Raw genomic sequence first — 15,028 nt, 5'->3', positions numbered from 1 at the left:
ACCTTCGGCCGGAAGGTCGTACGACTTAGGCGCTGATCTCTGGGCGGAAGCCGGCCGCCGTCTGCAGCAGGTCTTGCTCGCTGTAGCGGTCGCGGTCGATCGTCGCCTCGGCCGCGAGTCCGGGCGCGAGGAACCAGAACACCTGGCTGTCGACCGTGTAACCGCTGAACGCGCCGACCTGCACAGGTGTCAGCTTCCAGTCGGCTGGATCCTTCTCGTGGTACTCGGTCAGGAAGTCGCGCAGCGCCTCTAGATCGGTGAGGGTGTCACCCCGGATCGTCTTCAGCATCAGATCGACCTTGGTCGCGCCCTCCGGATCCGGCCCGGTCTCCCAGACCCGGCTGTGAAAGTGCACGTCCTCCCACTCGGACTGAAAGTCGCTCGGCTTGCCGAGGCCGGTGGGCAGGTGGGTGATCGCGAAGCCGTCCAAAGGGTTCACCGGTTCTGATTCGTGGGCGCTCGACGCCCAGTGCGGGACTGCTGCTGACGCTGTCGGCGCCGGGGCCGCTGACGCCGTTACCGCCGGGCCGGTCGCCTGGGCGGCGAACACGGTCAGACCGAGCGCGACGCCGGTCAGGATACGACGACGAGGACTGATCACCATGGCACTACCTCCTCAGAATGGCGCCCCGCCGCCGGATGCGGCTGAACCACCGTGCAGAGAAGATGCCGTCATCTCGCCCTGATCGGCCGTCCACTTTGAGGCCTGTGGACAAGGTGGAGAAGTCAGTAGCCGAGGTGCCGGTGAACGCGGAGAAACGTCTGGCGGTAGCCGAGTTTCGGCCAGGTCCGGGATGAGAGCAGGTTCGTCACTCGCCAGTCGGTCACGAGCGTCTCGAATCCCTCGTCCGCGGCCCACCGCCCAACCGCCCGGCCGAGAGCCTGGCCGGCGCCTGAGCCACGCGCGTCGGGAAAGACCGCCGCGAAGCCGAGAATCGCGGAATGCTCAGGCCGGGACAGCCCCTGGTGGGTGGAGGACTTCTCCAATGGACAGCCCACGGCCGCACCGATCACCTGGCCGTTCCTCTCCGCGACAAAGCTCGCGTAGTAATCACTGTCGATGTCCTCTTCCCACTCCTGCCGAGCCTCCTCCAGCGTCCCGACCGGCCCTGCGGAGAAGACAGGGGACAGGCCTTGGTGTGCGGGTAGCGCGAGGTCCAGTTCCGCCAGGGCGTCGAGGTCCCGACGCCCGGCTCGCCGTACGGCTAGACCACCAGGAACCACTGGTGGCTCCGTAGGTGGCGTCATGACGGCATGAGCGTGCTGAGCGCCGAACCCAAGCCGGAACCAGGCATCGATCAGCGCAACGTCGTCGGACGGTATGAGCGCGTAGTGGGCGGTTTTGCCCTCGTCGTACCAACGAGTGGCCGCGGTGCCGTACAAGTCGCGCATCGTCTCGGGATCACGTGTGGCCATCCCAGCGGCCTCAACCCAGATGTTCGGGCCCCAGACAGTAGACGTCTTCGGAGCGCCCAGCAGATAGCCGACAACCTCATCGCCATCGAGTGCGACGCAGCCGGACGCGCCTTCGGTTTCCCAGGCGTTGGAGACCTCGGCCAAAGTAGTTGCCTCGTCCTCGTATCTCGGCGAGAGCAACGGACTGGTCCGCCGGTGCCGGCGATGCCGCTGAGCGAGAAGCCGTGCGGCAGCAGGAAGATCGGCCGCCGCGAACGGCCGGATGAACGCAGGTGCCATAGCGTGAAGTTACGCCTGCCCGATTCCGTTCGGCACTCGATTTTGCACTGCCCGGCGGTAATCGATTTGGTTGCGCCGCACTGATCGACTAGGCTGAAGTCGCAAGACAGCGGCGCGGGGTGGAGCAGCTCGGTAGCTCGCTGGGCTCATAACCCAGAGGTCATAGGTTCAAATCCTATCCCCGCTACCAAAGAAGGCCCCTGACCAAGTAATTCGGTCAGGGGCCTTCGCTATGTACTTCGAATCGCGCTGAGCCGCAATCACCGTCGACCGACGCTCGCGTACCCATCGGGTGCGTGAGTGTGACGCAGCCGACGAGGCCGGGGGTTGATTTTTCGGTGTCTATCGTCTGTACAGGCTGTGTCCAGCGGCTTACCATCGGTTGTGGGAGCGCTCCCAAATGTACCGCTGCCCCGACCGTCTTGTCGGTGCGAGAGACGGTCCATGGAGGAGGATCATTGTGAGGCTTTTTCGACCCATTGCACTGAGCGCTGCCCTGCTCGGTGTCACCGGCGCGCTTCTGGTGGCGTTGCCGGCACCGGAGGCTCAGGCTCATGGCGCCTTCACGTTTCCCGGTAGCCGCACCTACCTGTGTTACGTGGACGGCAAGGAAGGCGGTAACGGAGGCGACCTCAAACCGACGAACCCCGCCTGCGCGGACGCCTGGAACAACGGCGACCGTTATCCGTTCTGGAACTGGTTCAGCAATCTGATCGGCAACGCGGCCGGCCGGCACCGCGAGATCATTCCGGACGGCAACCTGTGCGGTCCCGATCCGCGATTCGCCAAGTTCCGCGCGGGGCGATCGGACTGGCCGACCACCACGCTGAAAACCGGTTCGACCATCACCATTCGCTACAACGCGTGGGCGCCGCACCCGGGCACGTGGACGCAGTACATCACCCGGGACGGCTGGAACGTCAACGAACCACTGCGCTGGTCCGACCTGGAACCAGCACCCTGGAACGAGATCACCAACCCGCCGCTGAACGGCAACGGCGCCGAGGGGCCGGAGTGGACCTGGCCGGCCACACTGCCTTCCAACAAGACCGGACGCCACATCATCTATTCGATCTGGCAACGCAGCGACAGCCCTGAGGCGTTCTACCAATGCGCGGACGTGAACCTGACCACCGGGTCGGGTGACCCCACGCCCACGCCGACGCCTACCCCCACACCGACGCCTCAGCCACCGACCAGTTGTACGGTGACCTATTCGACGCCGAGCCAGTGGAACAACGGGTTCACGGCCAGCGTGAAGGTGACCAACACAGGTAAGAACCCAGTCGGCGGCTGGACCGTTCGCTGGACGTGGCCGAACGGCCAGAAGGTCGTCGGCGAAGGATGGGGCGCCACCGTGGTGAACAACGGAGCCACCGGGGTGATCGCCTCCAACGCTTCATACAACTCGGTGATCGGGCCAGGGGAGTCGGTGACCTTCGGCTTCAACGGTTCGCACACCGGTACGAACGGGCCGCCGACCGACTTCGTCGCCTGCCAACCGGCAAGTGCGGCGGTGGCAGTTCAACCTGCCGGCAGCGACAGTGTCATGACCCAGATTCTGAACCTGTTCCAGAGTTTCGGGCCCTTCGTTTCCGGCCACTCGGCCCACGACCATTCGGCGCACGATCACTCGGCCCCCGACAAGGGCTCGCACGACAAGGAGGCGCACGACAAGGACTCCGGTTCCAGCCACGCACACCCAACGCGGTGACCGGAACCGGTTCTCGGTGACGCCGGTCGGGCGGACCTCCTCGAACCACGAGGGTCCGCCCGATCGTGCGCCCGGCTTCTCGCCGCGTGGCCATCTTCCTGGGGCCTCAATTTGGACGCTTAGCGGCCATGATCTAGACTCGAGCTCGTAAGACAGCGGCGCGGGGTGGAGCAGCTCGGTAGCTCGCTGGGCTCATAACCCAGAGGTCGCAGGTTCAAATCCTGCCCCCGCTACTGATAGAAGGCCCGGACCATATCGGTCCGGGCCTTCTGCGTTCGTCAGTGGGTGAGGGGGACGGATTCGCCGCGGATCGGGGTGCTCACGTGCCAGCGGGTGGCGTCGCCGTCCAGTGCGGCGAGGAAGTCGCCGAGCGGTGAGCGGAAGATCCGGTAGTCGTCGTAGTGCACCGGCACGACCACCCGGGGGCGGACGCGTCGTACGAAGTCGAGGCCTTGGGCCGCGTCCATGGTGACCGTGTGGAACAGCACGCGCGTACCGCCCAGGTGGGTGACGGCCGCGTCGATGTGCGGATGCCGCTCGTGAATGGCGTCGAGGTGGTCGCCGGTCAGGGTGTCTCCGCTGATATAGATCTTGCGTTCGAGCCCGTTCCCGGATCGGTAGGTGAGCATCGACCCCATCACCGGCGGCAGCAATGCGCCCAGCAGGCCGCGCGCGTGAATTCCGGGCAGGGATTCCACGGTGAGCGTCTCTTCGCCACGCGTCTGCTGATAGCTCTGCCAGGTCGACAACGGATGCGTTGCGAAGCCGTAGCGGGACAAGCGCGAGGCAGCGGGCTCCGTGGTGACCACTGGGACCGCCCGGTCGAGGCCACGCCGGGCCACTCGATCGAAGTGATCACCATGCAGATGCGACAGCACTACCGCGTCGAGCGCGGGCAGCTCGTTGATGCCCATGGCAGGATCGGTCAGCCGTCGCGTCCACAAACCCTTGCCGAGATAGGCGCGTTGCCCCCTGCGCAGGAAGTTGGGATCGGTGAGCAAGGTGAACGAGCCCAGCCGGATGATGGTCGTCGCGTTGCCCACGAACATGATGCTGTCCATCGATCGTCACCTCCACCAGTGCGGATCGTCGCGCACTGGTACCCCGCCGGCCTCCAAGTACTCGATCGCAGCCGGATTGGCCCGGGTCAGACCGTAGTGAGGTCCAAGGTGTACGTGAGACCCGGCAGTCCGTCGAGGGTGGTTCGCCCGGTTCGGGTGAAACCGACGCGGGTGAGCACAGCCTGGGAGGCGGTGTTGACCTCGGTGGTCGCGGCGCGCAGGGTGTGCAACCCGTAGTCGCGGACGGCGAGTTCGCACAACGACCGGACAGTGCCGGTGGCTAGGCCCTTGCCCGTCGCCCTCTCCGCCAGCCGGTAACCAAGGTGCGCAGCGCCATCCACCAGGTCCATCAGGTTGAAGCGGCCGAGCACCTCGCCATTCTCAACCAGCACGTGGAACTGGCATATCCCCTCGGCCTGCTCAGCCAGCAACGCTTTGTGCCGTACGTCGAACTCCTGGAAGTAGTCGTCGCCACGGTCCGGGACGAGCGACGCGAAGAACTCCCGGTTCTCCCGTTCGAAAGCCAGTACGGCCGGTCCGTGGTCCAAGCGAAGTCGTTCCAACTCAGGCATGCCTAGACCTTAAGTGCGCCCGCAACCGAGTTCGCGAGCGCATCAGCTGACTCCGCTCGGCACTGGGCTCTACGAGGCGCTCAGTCCGCTTCAGGCTTGGGCGGATCGGTGGGCCAAGGCTCAGGCGGCGGAGCGGTAGAGGGCTTTGCGGAGTTTGGTGCGGTCGGGGTAGCCGGCGGCTCGGCCGATCAGGTAGACCTCGTGGCTGCTCTTGTGCACCATGCCGGCGACGAACCAGACGGGATTGCCTTCGGCCAGCATGGTGACGATCATCTGGCGTTCTGCGTTCTCGGACATGCTGACCTCTCCTTGGCTGGTTCCGGCTCTCACTGCTACGTCGAACCAGCCAGGTCGTTTTGGACATGCGCGACCAAAGAACTTTGAGAAGAACTGAGCGCCCCGGCCAAGAAAGGCCGGGGCGCTCAGGTGTGGGTCCCGGGGGGTGGGACGCTCCACACTTTGGGGGGGACCTAAAACGTAACAAGCGGATCGGGTCATGTCAGCTCCTGACACCTGGATCGAAAAGCCACTGTGATGAACCAGCGACGTGACAGGCTCAGCGGGCCCTCCAATGACGTCGCAGCGAGCCCGCGTGAGTAGACCAGAACCGCAGGCGTTCTACGATCCGCGAATGGGAATCTTCTCGCGCAGGCCGAAGCTGGACGTGACCGCGGGCGTGGTGGTGGACCGTGCCTGGGTGGACCCGGAGTTGGACCTCGCCGACAAGGCCACCCGCGCTGGAGACCTGGACGCGGGATTGGCGTTGTTGAAGGCGACCGAGCAGTGTTCGGACCTGCGTTGCCTGCGGGTCGCTGCACTGGGCCGGGCGGCCGTAGGGCAGTGCGAGCAACTCGAAGCACTTGTGGCGGCGTCGCCCGAAGATCCTGACTTGCTGGTCTGGCTCGGACAGACGAAGGTCTTCGAGGCCTGGGCCGTCCGCGGCTCGTATACGACCGAGCACGTCTCCGCGCAGGTGTTCCAGCGATTCCACGCCATGCTCGAAGAGGCGCGGCTCGTGCTGTGGGACGCGATTGAGGCGGCTCCGGACGACTCGGCGCCTTGGTCGGTGTTGCAGTGGGTTGCGATCGGCCAGGAGGTTACGGCGGAGGACAAGCAGTACGTTTTCAATCAAGGCCTAGTTCGTCAGCCAGACTGTTACGCCGTGCACTCCGGCCGGATCCAGGTGCTCGCGCCGAAGTGGGGCGGCAGCCTGGACGCGCTGATCCAGTTCGGCCGGGAAACAGCAGCCCGGGCCAAACCCGGCCGGACACTGATCGCTATCACCGCTCTGGTCCAAGCAGAGATCCACCTAGCCGCGAGCAAGCCGGCCAAGCCGTACGAGCTGGACACCTACTTCACTAGGTACAAGCCAACGGTCCTGGCGGCTCGCGAAACCTGGCTGCAGCCTGAACGACAGAGCGAGCCGTACGACATCGAGGCCCACGGCGCCTTCGCGTACGCCCTGCGGCTCTACCGCGAGCCGGAACTCGCCATGGAACACGTCGAGGCGATGCAAGGCCGAATCACCACACTGCCCTGGGCCTACGAGGGTGACGAGACAGCCGTCTTCGGCGAGGCCCTGGCCCGGCGGATGCGTCTACCCGGTTTGCTCGGCTGATCGAAGTAAACCCGGCTCGGAGGTTCGCAGTACGGCGTCCGCCCTCGCGGCCGTCGCGGCGATGAGCCGGGCGTTGGCCTCGTCGCTGCCCATGGTCCGCTCATGCGCCTCGGCCGGCGAACGCCCGAACCGGCGATGGCGAGCCTCGAGCCGCTCGTGCCGGACCTGCTCGTCGAGATCGAGGTACCAGCACTCGTCCAGCAACGACCGGACCGTTGCCCAAGCCCCCTGGTCATACAGCAGATAGTTGCCTTCGGTAACCACCAGCGTCACCTCGGGCCCAACCGGAATGTCCGCGGCGATCGGATCCTCCAACGTGCGGTCGAACCGTGGCGCCCAGACCACCGAGCCGTCCGGTTCGCGCAACCGCCGCAGCAGCGCGACGTACCCCTCGGCGTCGAACGTGTGCGGCGCGCCCTTGACCGGACCGAGCCCACGTTCGTCGAGCGCCGCCTGCGACAGGTGGAACCCGTCCATCGGAACCAGCGCCACGGCGTACCCGGCGGTGCTGAGGTCCCGTACCAGCCGTTCGGCGTACGTCGACTTGCCCGCGCCGGGTGATCCAGTGATGCCGAGGATCGTCCGGCCGCGGGTCAGTTCGACCGCCCGCGGGAACGCCGTGGACAGGTCCAGTCGCAAACTCATCGCGGGGCCACCTCGGGGTAGGTCGGGCCGGCCGAGCGACAACCGCAACTCTCGCGGTGTTCGATCTCGGCGGGCAGTCTTTCGGTACGGCGCGGGGCGAACGGATCCTGCAACCGGCGCAGCAGCAACTGCACCGCCCGCGCGCCCATCGCATGGAACGGCTGCGCCACGGCCGTCAGTGCGGGCGAGATCGCGGAGGCCCACTCGAAGTCGTCGAAGGTGACCAGCGCCAGATCCGCCGGGATCCGCAGACCCGTCTCCTTCAATGCGAGCAGGGCCCCGATCGTCATGGCGTTGTTCGCGCTGAAGATCGCGGTAGGTGGATCGGGCCGGCGCAGCAGTGAGCGCACTCCCGCGCGGCCGCCGTCGACCGTGGACCCGGCGGCCACCACCAGTTGCTCGTCGCGGGGGAGACCGGAACGTTCCAGCGCGCGGTAGTACCCGGTCACGCGCTCGCTGCTGGTCGACAGCCCGGCGAGACCTGCGAGCATGCCGATGCGGCGATGACCCGTCTCGATCAGGTGGTCGACCAGGGCCATCGAGACGGACTCGTTCTCGGTGCCGACCTGATCGCAGCGCACGTCGCTCATCCGGTCCACCAGCACGAACGGTGTCTGGTGTTTGCGCAACGCGGGCAACGTCGCCGCCTCCCAGCCCGCGGTGGGCGCGAGGATGACCGCCTCGACGTGATGCGAGAGCAGAGTCGCGACCGCGTTGGCCTCGAGCGCGGAGTCGTCGTGGGTGTCGCACAGCAGCAACGCGAAACCGGCCCGGCTCGCCTCCGACTCGACGCCCGCGATCAGATCACCGAAGTACGGATTCGAGGCTCCGGTGATGGCCAAACCGATGGCCCGGCCGGAGGATTTCGCGGCCACCGGCGCGGGCGGCGCGTAATCCAGGGACGCGAGGGCCTCCCGGACCCGTTCACGCGTGGCGGGGGCGACGTACCGGGTGCCGTTCACCACGTGCGACACGGTCGTGATGGACACGCCCGCCAGGCCGGCCACGTCGGCCAGCCGGGCCCGCCGACGGGGAACGGTCATGTCTGGATGATGGCCAGTGGTTCCGGCTTGCGCAACGGTTTGCGCAAATCCTTTCCTCACCCTTGCGTCGTTCCTAGTGTCAGTCGACAGACATCAAGAGCTTCACAGGAGGTCCCACCCATGAATCGGTCCAGCATCATGGCGTCGGCGCTCGTCTGCGCCGGTGCGCTCGCGCTGAGCGCCTGTACGACGACCAAGACCTCCGGGCCCGGCTCGTCGTCGGACACCGGCGACACCGGTCCGGTGAAGATCGGGCTGGTCACGAAGACCGAGTCCAACCCGTACTTCGTCAAGCTGCGCGAATCCGCGAAGGCCGCCGCCGAGGCCAAGGGTGCGACGTTGATCGCGCTGGCCGGCAAGTTCGACGGCGACAACGAGGGCCAGGTGACCGCGATCCAGAACCTGGTCCAGCAGGGCGTGAAGGGCATTCTCATTACCCCGAGCAACTCCGCCGGCGTGATCGGCGCGGTCAAGCAGGCCGAGGAACAGGGCGTACTGGTGGTCGCCCTCGACACCGCGACCGTGCCTGCCGACGCCGTCTCCGCGACGTACGCGACCGACAACGAGCAGGCCGGCCGGCTGCTCGGCGCCTACGTCAAGGCACGCCTCGGCTCGACCCCGCCGCAGCTGCTGATGATGGACCTCGATCCGAGCGCCTCGGTCGGCATCGCCCGGCACAACGGCTTCCTGCAGGGCATGGGCCTACCGCTGGAGACGCCGGCCGTGATCGGCAGCGCGCTCACCCAGGGCGATCAGACCAAGGCCCAGCAGGCGATGGAGAACCTGCTCCAGCGGGCCGGTGACAAGGTCAACGCCGTCTACAACATCAACGAACCGGCCGCGCGCGGCGCGTACCAGGCGCTGAAGGCGCGCGGTCTGACCGGCAAGGTGCTGGTAGGCGCGATCGATGGTGGTTGCCAGGGCGTGCAGGACGTGAAGAACGGCTTGTTCGTCGCGACCGTGATGCAGTTCCCGAAGAAGATGTCCGAGGACGGTGTCACCGCGGTGATCGACTACGCCAAAACCGGCAAGAAGCCGTCCGGGTTCGTCGACACCGGTGCCACCCTGATCACCGACAAGCCGGTCGCGGGCCAGGAGTCGAAGGACACCGCCTGGGGCGCAGAGAACTGCTGGGGCTGAGATGTCGACGACTCTGAGTCTGGAAACCACCAGAGGTGATCGGGCCCGGGCGATGTTCGCCCGGAACCCGGTGCTCGGGCCCACCGCGGCGCTGGTGGTGGCGATCGTGTTCTTCTCCCTCGCCACCAGCACCTTCGCCAGCGTCGACAACTTCTCGATCATCATTCAGCAGTCGGTTGTGGTCGGCACGCTGGCTCTCGGTCAGACGCTGGTGATCCTGACCGGCGGCATCGACCTGGCCAATGCCGCCATCGCGGTCTTCGGTACCGTGCTGATGACCCGCCTCGTCACCGGCGATATGCCCGGGCCGCTCGGCCTGTTCATGGGCCTGATCGGCTGTGCGCTGGTCGCGACCGTGTCCGGCCTGCTGGTCAGCCGGATCAAGCTGCCGCCGTTCATCGTCACCCTCGGCATGCTCGCGGTGATGACGGCCATCACGAGTCTCTACAGTCAAGGCACCACTTGGCCGGTGCCGGACGGCCTGCTCACCTGGCTGGGCACGTCGCTCTACCTGTTCGGGCGGATCCAGTTCACGATGGGCATGGTGCTGGCGGCCATGCTGTTCGCGCTGCTCTGGTTCGTGCTCGCGAAGACCGCGTGGGGCCGCCATGTATATGCCGTCGGCAACGAACCCGAGGCGGCCCGGCTCACCGGTATCCACATCGATCGCACCCTGATCAGCGTGTACGCCGTAGCCGGCGTGATCTACGCCTTCGCGGCCTGGATGGCGCTCGGACGGACCCCGACGGCCGATCCGAACGCCTACCAGACGGGCAATCTCGACAGCATCACCGCCGTGGTCATCGGTGGTACCAGCCTGTTCGGCGGCCGGGGCGGCGTCGTCGGCACGGTGGTCGGCGCGCTGATCGTGGCGGTGCTGCGCAGTGGCCTGACCCAGATGGGCATCGACTCGAACTACCAGAATCTCGCCACCGGCGTACTGGTGATCGCGGCCGTGGCGTTCGACCAGGCGACCCGAAGGAGGAGCGCATGAGTACGGTGCTGAGCGCGCGCGGACTGGTCAAGCGCTACGGGTTCGTCACCGCCATGAACGGCGCGGACTTCGATCTCGAAGCCGGTGAGGTGCTGGCGGTCGTCGGCGACAACGGCGCGGGCAAGTCGACGTTGATCAAGGCGCTGACCGGCGCGGTGATTCCGGACGCCGGCACGATCACGCTGGACGGCGAGGAAGTCCGTTTCCACTCGCCCTTGGACGCCAGGCGTGCCGGGATCGAGACGGTCTACCAGACGCTGGCGGTGGCGCCGGCCCTCGACATCGCGACCAACCTGTTCCTCGGCCGGGAGATCCGGCGGGAAGGGCTGCTCGGGATGTTGCGGGTGCTGGACAAGAAGGCCATGCGAACCGAGGCGCGCAGCCAGCTCGACTCGCTCGGCATCGCCACCATCCAGGACATCACCCAGACCGTCGAGACCCTGTCGGGCGGCCAGCGCCAGGCGGTCGCGGTGGCCCGGGCGGCGATGTTCGGCAGCAAGGTGGTGATCATGGACGAACCGACCGCCGCCCTCGGCGTACGCGAGACGGCCCAGGTGCTCGAACTGATCAAGCGAATCAGCAACCGCGGCCTGCCGGTGGTGCTGATCAGCCACGACATGCCCGCCGTCTTCGAAGTGGCCGACCGGATCCACGTCCACCGGCTGGGCAAGCGCACCGGCATCGTCAAACCATCCGACGTCTCCATGAGCGATGTCGTCTCCTTCATCACCGGCGCCACCGAGGTCCCTGCCTAACCGTGATGGGGTGACCCCGGTACGGCGGCTCGGCGCGCTGGCCAAGACGCCGTACGGCCGAATGCCGAGCTGCCGCTCCGATACCCCCACCTCCCCGCGAGTCATGCGCTGCTCTGGCGTCGGGCTGGCGGGTTGTGGTGCCGCTCCCCGGTTGTAGCCGGGTAGTCGGTACAAGACCCGGTAGTGGGCTTGCGGAAAGCCGGTAGCGGAGCTGAAACCCGGCAGCCAGGCCCAGGGGAAGCTGTGCGGTGGGGTGGCCGAGTGGCTTGCGCGAGTGGTCGCGGACGCGTGCATACGCGACGACTCGCGTGCAGTCGGGTCGACTGGCGAGTGAAGACGCACGATCCCGTCGCGCCGGGCCCTGCTGATCAGGCCCGGCCACATCCGGGAGGCTGGCGAACCTCGATCTGATGCCGATCGTGGTGCGGATCGACGTCGAACTGGCCAAACGCAAGATGTCCGTGGGGGAGTTCGCCGAGCGGGTCGGGCTCACCCCGGCGAACGTGGCGGTGCTGAAGAACGGCCGCGCCAAGGCCGTTCGGTTCAGCACGCTCGAGGCGATGTGCAAGGTGCTCGACTGTCAGCCGGGCGACCTGCTCGAGTGGGTGGACGAAACTCCCTGAGTCATTTGCGGGTGCGGTGGCGGTAGAGGGTGGTTGCCAGCAGGAAGGATGCGACCAGTAGCGCGGCGCACCAGATCAGGGCGGTCCAGCCGCGGGTGACGGGCATTCCGGTGAGCAGCGCCCGTACCGTCTCGATCACCGGCGTGAGCGGCTGGTGCGCACTGAAGCCGCGCAGGGCGGACGGCATCGTGTCGGTTGGTACGAACGCGCTGCTCAGATACGGCAGGAACAGCATCGCGAAACTGAGCGCGCTGGCTGACTCCACCGATCGGGCGATGACGCCGAGGCCGGCCGCGAGCCACGACATCGCCAGCACGTACAACATGAGCAGGCCGCAGGTGAGGATCCAGTCGAGCACGTTTGCGTTCGGCCGGAAGCCCATGGCGATGGCCGCGCCGATCACGATCGTGGTGGAGACGGCATTTCGCGCCACGCTCGCGGTGACATGGCCGGTCAGCACGGCGAACGAGCGGATCGGCATGGACCGGAGCCGGTCGATCATGCCCGAGTTCATGTCGTCCGCGACGGCCATCGCGGTCGAGGCCGCGCCGTACCCGGTGCAGAGCAGGATGATGCCGGGCACCACATAGTTGATGTACGCCGTGCCGGTGTTGATCGCCCCGCCGAAAACGTACACGAACAACGCCATCATCAGCAGTGGCAGCAGAACCGACATCAGCATCACGTCGGCGTTGCGCCGGTTCAACCGGATGCACCGGCCGATCAGGGTCAGGCTGTCGGTCAGGCCGTTGATCGGCCGGTCGTGGCTGAGGGCGGTCATGCGGGCACCTTCTCGCGGCTGGTCAGGGTCAGGAAGACGTCGTCAAGGGTCGGCCGATGGGTCGAGACCCGGTCAACTTGGATGCCTGCGGCAACCAGTTCGCCGAGGATGTGGTGCACGTCGGCGGCGGTGCCATCGGTGGCGAGACCGAGTTCGAGGTCGGTCAGTTGTTGCGCGTCCGCGAGCAGGATCGACGCTTTCTCCAGCTGGTCCGGGCTGGGGAATCGCAGAGTGAGCCGCTCGCCACCGACCTGCGCCTTCAGCGCGTCGGCGGTTCCGGCCGCGACGATCCGCCCGTGGTCGAGCAGCACGATCCGGTCGGCCAGCCGGTCGGCCTCCTCCAGGTACTGCGTGGTGAGCATGATCGTCGTGCCGCCCCGGACCAGTTCGCGAATGGCGTCCCACATCGTCGTACGGCTGACCGGGTCGAGGCCCGTCGTCGGCTCGTCGAGAAAGATCACCCGCGGCTGCGCCACCAGGCTCATCGCCAGATCGAGCCGCCGCCGCATACCCCCGGAGTACGTCGCCACCCGGCGGTCCATCGCGTCGGTGAGGTCGAACCGTTCCAGCAGTTCGAGCGCCCGGCGGCGCGCCGCGATCCGCCCGAGGTGCATCAACTGGCCCACCATCACCAGGTTCTCCCGGCCGGTCTGCTGTTCGTCCACCGCCGCGGACTGCCCGGTCAGGCTGATCACGCCGCGCACCTTGCCCGGTTCGCGTCGTACGTCGTACCCGGCGACCTCCGCGTGGCCGCCGTCCGCCTTGGTGAGCGTGGTCAGGATGCGCACGGTGGTGGTCTTGCCGGCGCCGTTCGGTCCGAGCAGGGCGAACACCGAGCCTTCGGCCACCTCGAGATCCAATCCGGCCAGCACCACGGTCGGGCCGTACGCCTTCCGGAGTCCTGCTGTCACAACGATCATGCCGCTCCTTCCTTACTGCGTATGAGCTACGCTTTATAGCGTAGAGGCTACGCAGTAAAGGCCGCAAGTGGGTGTTCCTAAACTGTCGGGCGACGAAAGGTGCTGGATGACTGACGACGCGGGCATGGTGACGCACGCCGAGCTGCTGTGGGGTTTGCGCGACGGAACACGGCGAGGGCCGAAGCCGTCGCTGACCGTTGAGGACATCACCCGCACGGCCATCGCGATCGCGGACGCCGAAGGGCTGGCGGCGGTGTCGATGGCCCGGGTGGCCGCGGATCTCGGCAACTCCACGATGGCGCTCTACCGGTATGTGAAGAGCAAGGACGAGTTGCTCACGTTGATGTCCGACGCGGCGCTGGAACTGCCTCCGCAGGCGCCACCGGCTCAGGGCTGGCGCGAAGGCCTGACCGATTGGGCGCACAACGTGCTCGCGGCCATCCGCCGGCATCCCTGGTACGCCCAGCTCCCGATCACCGCCCCGCCGATCGGCCCGCACAACCTGGCATGGTTCGACAAAGGGCTCGGCGCCCTCCGCGATACCGGCCTGAGCGAACCCGAGAAGGTCGGCATCGTGATGGGCCTGATCACCTATGTTCACGGCGAAATCCGGCTGGGGCTGGAGCTGGCCCAGGGGTTCGCGGACAACCCCGAGGCGTTCAGCTCGCAGTACGGGCAGGTCCTCGCGCGGGTAGTCGATCCGCGGAAGCTGCCGGCCTTGCATGCGGTTGTCGCGGCAGGTGTCTTCGCGGCCGAGGTGCTGTACGACGAGGAGGAACAGGCGGGCGAGTTCGATTTCGGCTTGAACCTCTATCTCGACGGTGTCGCCGCCTTCATCGACCGCCGTACGGCGAAGGCGTAGCGCGACGCAGGTCACATTCGCTCGTGTCACAGCTCGCCGGTCTGCCGTGTCTTAAGGGTGTAAACGTCAATCACGGCAAGGAGTTGCACGATGGATGCACGCCTGAACCTTTTCGCCAACGAGAACGCGGCCAAGTACCTGAAGTTCTTCCTGGGCGCGAGCAAGGCGATCTCCGGCTCAACGCTGCCCGCTGCGACCATGGAGCTGGTGAACCTTCGGGCCAGCCAGATCAACGGCTGCGGCTTCTGTACGGATATGCACACCAAGGACGCCCTGGCGGCAGGGGAGAGCGTGACCCGGCTCAACCTGGTCGCGGCCTGGCGGGAGGCGACGGTCTTCACCGAGGCCGAGCGCGCCGCGCTGGAGCTGGCTGAGCAGGGCACCCGCTTGGCCGACGCCGCTGGTGGTGTTCCGGACGAGGTGTGGGCGAATGCCGCCAAGCACTACGACGAGGACCAGCTCGCCGCCTTGGTGGCGCAGATCGCCCTGATCAACGCATTCAACCGGATCAACGTCATCGTTCAGCAGCCGGCCGGCGACTACCAGCCGGGCATGTTCGGCTGAACCGTCATCACGAAGCCCGGGCGCCGAAACCAAGGCGCCCG

Annotated in this window: 17 protein-coding genes and 2 tRNA genes; 10 read left to right on the top strand and 9 right to left on the bottom strand. The window is 66.8% G+C overall.

The window, feature by feature from the left end; translation table 11 throughout:
- Positions 1-25 precede the first annotated feature (25 nt).
- Positions 26-604 carry a hypothetical protein gene (locus tag ACFFGN_RS33490; RefSeq protein WP_380056383.1) on the bottom strand — a complete coding sequence of 193 codons (579 nt, stop codon included), beginning with the start codon at positions 602-604 and terminating at the stop codon, positions 26-28.
- A gap of 122 nt (positions 605-726) precedes the next feature.
- On the bottom strand, positions 727-1,695 hold the full coding sequence (locus ACFFGN_RS33485; RefSeq protein WP_380056380.1) for a GNAT family N-acetyltransferase: 969 nt from the start codon (positions 1,693-1,695) through the stop codon (positions 727-729).
- 113 nt (positions 1,696-1,808) lie between these two features.
- Between ACFFGN_RS33485 and ACFFGN_RS33480 the strand changes: the two genes are divergently transcribed.
- From ACFFGN_RS33480 to ACFFGN_RS33470, 3 genes are all read left to right on the top strand, one after another.
- A tRNA-Met gene (locus ACFFGN_RS33480) sits at positions 1,809-1,885 on the top strand.
- Between the two features lie 270 nt (positions 1,886-2,155).
- Complete coding sequence (locus tag ACFFGN_RS33475; RefSeq protein WP_380056377.1) at positions 2,156-3,409, top strand: lytic polysaccharide monooxygenase auxiliary activity family 9 protein; 1,254 nt, start codon at positions 2,156-2,158, stop codon at positions 3,407-3,409.
- 159 nt (positions 3,410-3,568) lie between these two features.
- A tRNA-Met gene (locus tag ACFFGN_RS33470) sits at positions 3,569-3,642 on the top strand.
- A 45-nt stretch (positions 3,643-3,687) separates the two neighbouring features.
- Here ACFFGN_RS33470 and ACFFGN_RS33465 read toward each other — a convergent pair.
- The 3 genes from ACFFGN_RS33465 to ACFFGN_RS33455 all read right to left on the bottom strand — a co-directional run bounded on the left by ACFFGN_RS33465 (position 3,688) and on the right by ACFFGN_RS33455 (position 5,339).
- Positions 3,688-4,470, bottom strand: coding sequence for an MBL fold metallo-hydrolase (locus ACFFGN_RS33465; RefSeq protein ID WP_380056374.1), 783 nt, complete (start codon positions 4,468-4,470; stop codon positions 3,688-3,690).
- Between the two features lie 86 nt (positions 4,471-4,556).
- A complete protein-coding gene (locus ACFFGN_RS33460; RefSeq protein WP_380056369.1) occupies positions 4,557-5,042 on the bottom strand; it encodes a GNAT family N-acetyltransferase in 486 nt (161 codons plus the stop codon).
- A 120-nt stretch (positions 5,043-5,162) separates the two neighbouring features.
- Positions 5,163-5,339, bottom strand: a complete 177-nt coding sequence (locus ACFFGN_RS33455) for a hypothetical protein (RefSeq protein WP_380056366.1) — start codon at positions 5,337-5,339, stop codon at positions 5,163-5,165.
- Between the two features lie 334 nt (positions 5,340-5,673).
- Between ACFFGN_RS33455 and ACFFGN_RS33450 the strand changes: the two genes are divergently transcribed.
- Positions 5,674-6,660: a hypothetical protein gene (locus ACFFGN_RS33450; RefSeq protein ID WP_380056364.1), complete on the top strand. Its 987-nt coding sequence runs from the start codon at positions 5,674-5,676 to the stop codon at positions 6,658-6,660.
- On the opposite strand, the gene ACFFGN_RS33445 is transcribed toward ACFFGN_RS33450, so the two are convergent.
- Together ACFFGN_RS33445 and ACFFGN_RS33440 are read right to left on the bottom strand one after the other, a co-directional pair.
- Positions 6,640-7,305: a nucleoside/nucleotide kinase family protein gene (locus ACFFGN_RS33445; protein WP_380056361.1), complete on the bottom strand. Its 666-nt coding sequence runs from the start codon at positions 7,303-7,305 to the stop codon at positions 6,640-6,642. The two genes, ACFFGN_RS33450 and ACFFGN_RS33445, sit on opposite strands and share 21 nt — an antisense overlap.
- Positions 7,302-8,348, bottom strand: a complete 1,047-nt coding sequence (locus ACFFGN_RS33440; protein ID WP_380056358.1) for a LacI family DNA-binding transcriptional regulator — start codon at positions 8,346-8,348, stop codon at positions 7,302-7,304. The genes ACFFGN_RS33445 and ACFFGN_RS33440 overlap by 4 nt, the downstream gene beginning before the upstream one ends.
- Before the next feature lie 120 nt (positions 8,349-8,468).
- Between ACFFGN_RS33440 and ACFFGN_RS33435 the strand changes: the two genes are divergently transcribed.
- From ACFFGN_RS33435 to ACFFGN_RS33420, 4 genes are all read left to right on the top strand, one after another.
- Positions 8,469-9,488, top strand: coding sequence for a substrate-binding domain-containing protein (locus ACFFGN_RS33435; RefSeq protein WP_380056355.1), 1,020 nt, complete (start codon positions 8,469-8,471; stop codon positions 9,486-9,488).
- A gap of 1 nt (position 9,489) precedes the next feature.
- Positions 9,490-10,482: an ABC transporter permease gene (locus ACFFGN_RS33430; RefSeq protein WP_380056352.1), complete on the top strand. Its 993-nt coding sequence runs from the start codon at positions 9,490-9,492 to the stop codon at positions 10,480-10,482.
- The gene (locus tag ACFFGN_RS33425; protein WP_380056349.1) at positions 10,479-11,237 is read left to right on the top strand and encodes an ATP-binding cassette domain-containing protein; all 759 of its coding nucleotides are present in this window, start codon (positions 10,479-10,481) and stop codon (positions 11,235-11,237) included. Before ACFFGN_RS33430 ends, ACFFGN_RS33425 begins: the two co-directional genes overlap by 4 nt.
- A gap of 410 nt (positions 11,238-11,647) precedes the next feature.
- Complete coding sequence (locus tag ACFFGN_RS33420) at positions 11,648-11,860, top strand: helix-turn-helix domain-containing protein (RefSeq protein ID WP_380056346.1); 213 nt, start codon at positions 11,648-11,650, stop codon at positions 11,858-11,860.
- 1 nt (position 11,861) lies between these two features.
- Here ACFFGN_RS33420 and ACFFGN_RS33415 read toward each other — a convergent pair whose 3' ends face one another.
- Positions 11,862-12,641 (bottom strand): ABC transporter permease, encoded by a 780-nt coding sequence (locus tag ACFFGN_RS33415; RefSeq protein ID WP_380056344.1) that lies wholly within the window; start codon positions 12,639-12,641, stop codon positions 11,862-11,864.
- Entirely contained in the window at positions 12,638-13,561 is a 924-nt protein-coding gene (locus tag ACFFGN_RS33410) for an ATP-binding cassette domain-containing protein (RefSeq protein ID WP_380056341.1), read from the bottom strand. Before ACFFGN_RS33410 ends, ACFFGN_RS33415 begins: the two co-directional genes overlap by 4 nt.
- A gap of 106 nt (positions 13,562-13,667) precedes the next feature.
- Between ACFFGN_RS33410 and ACFFGN_RS33405 the strand changes: the two genes are divergently transcribed.
- Positions 13,668-14,423, top strand: a complete 756-nt coding sequence (locus ACFFGN_RS33405) for a TetR/AcrR family transcriptional regulator (protein ID WP_380056338.1) — start codon at positions 13,668-13,670, stop codon at positions 14,421-14,423.
- Between the two features lie 90 nt (positions 14,424-14,513).
- Positions 14,514-14,987 carry a carboxymuconolactone decarboxylase family protein gene (locus ACFFGN_RS33400; protein ID WP_380056335.1) on the top strand — a complete coding sequence of 158 codons (474 nt, stop codon included), beginning with the start codon at positions 14,514-14,516 and terminating at the stop codon, positions 14,985-14,987.
- The last annotated feature ends 41 nt before the right edge of the window (positions 14,988-15,028 follow it).

The sequence above is a fragment of the Kribbella deserti genome (genome assembly GCF_042434725.1).
GTDB lineage: Bacteria > Actinomycetota > Actinomycetes > Propionibacteriales > Kribbellaceae > Kribbella > Kribbella deserti.
This window is presented reverse-complemented; position numbering and strand designations above follow the sequence as displayed.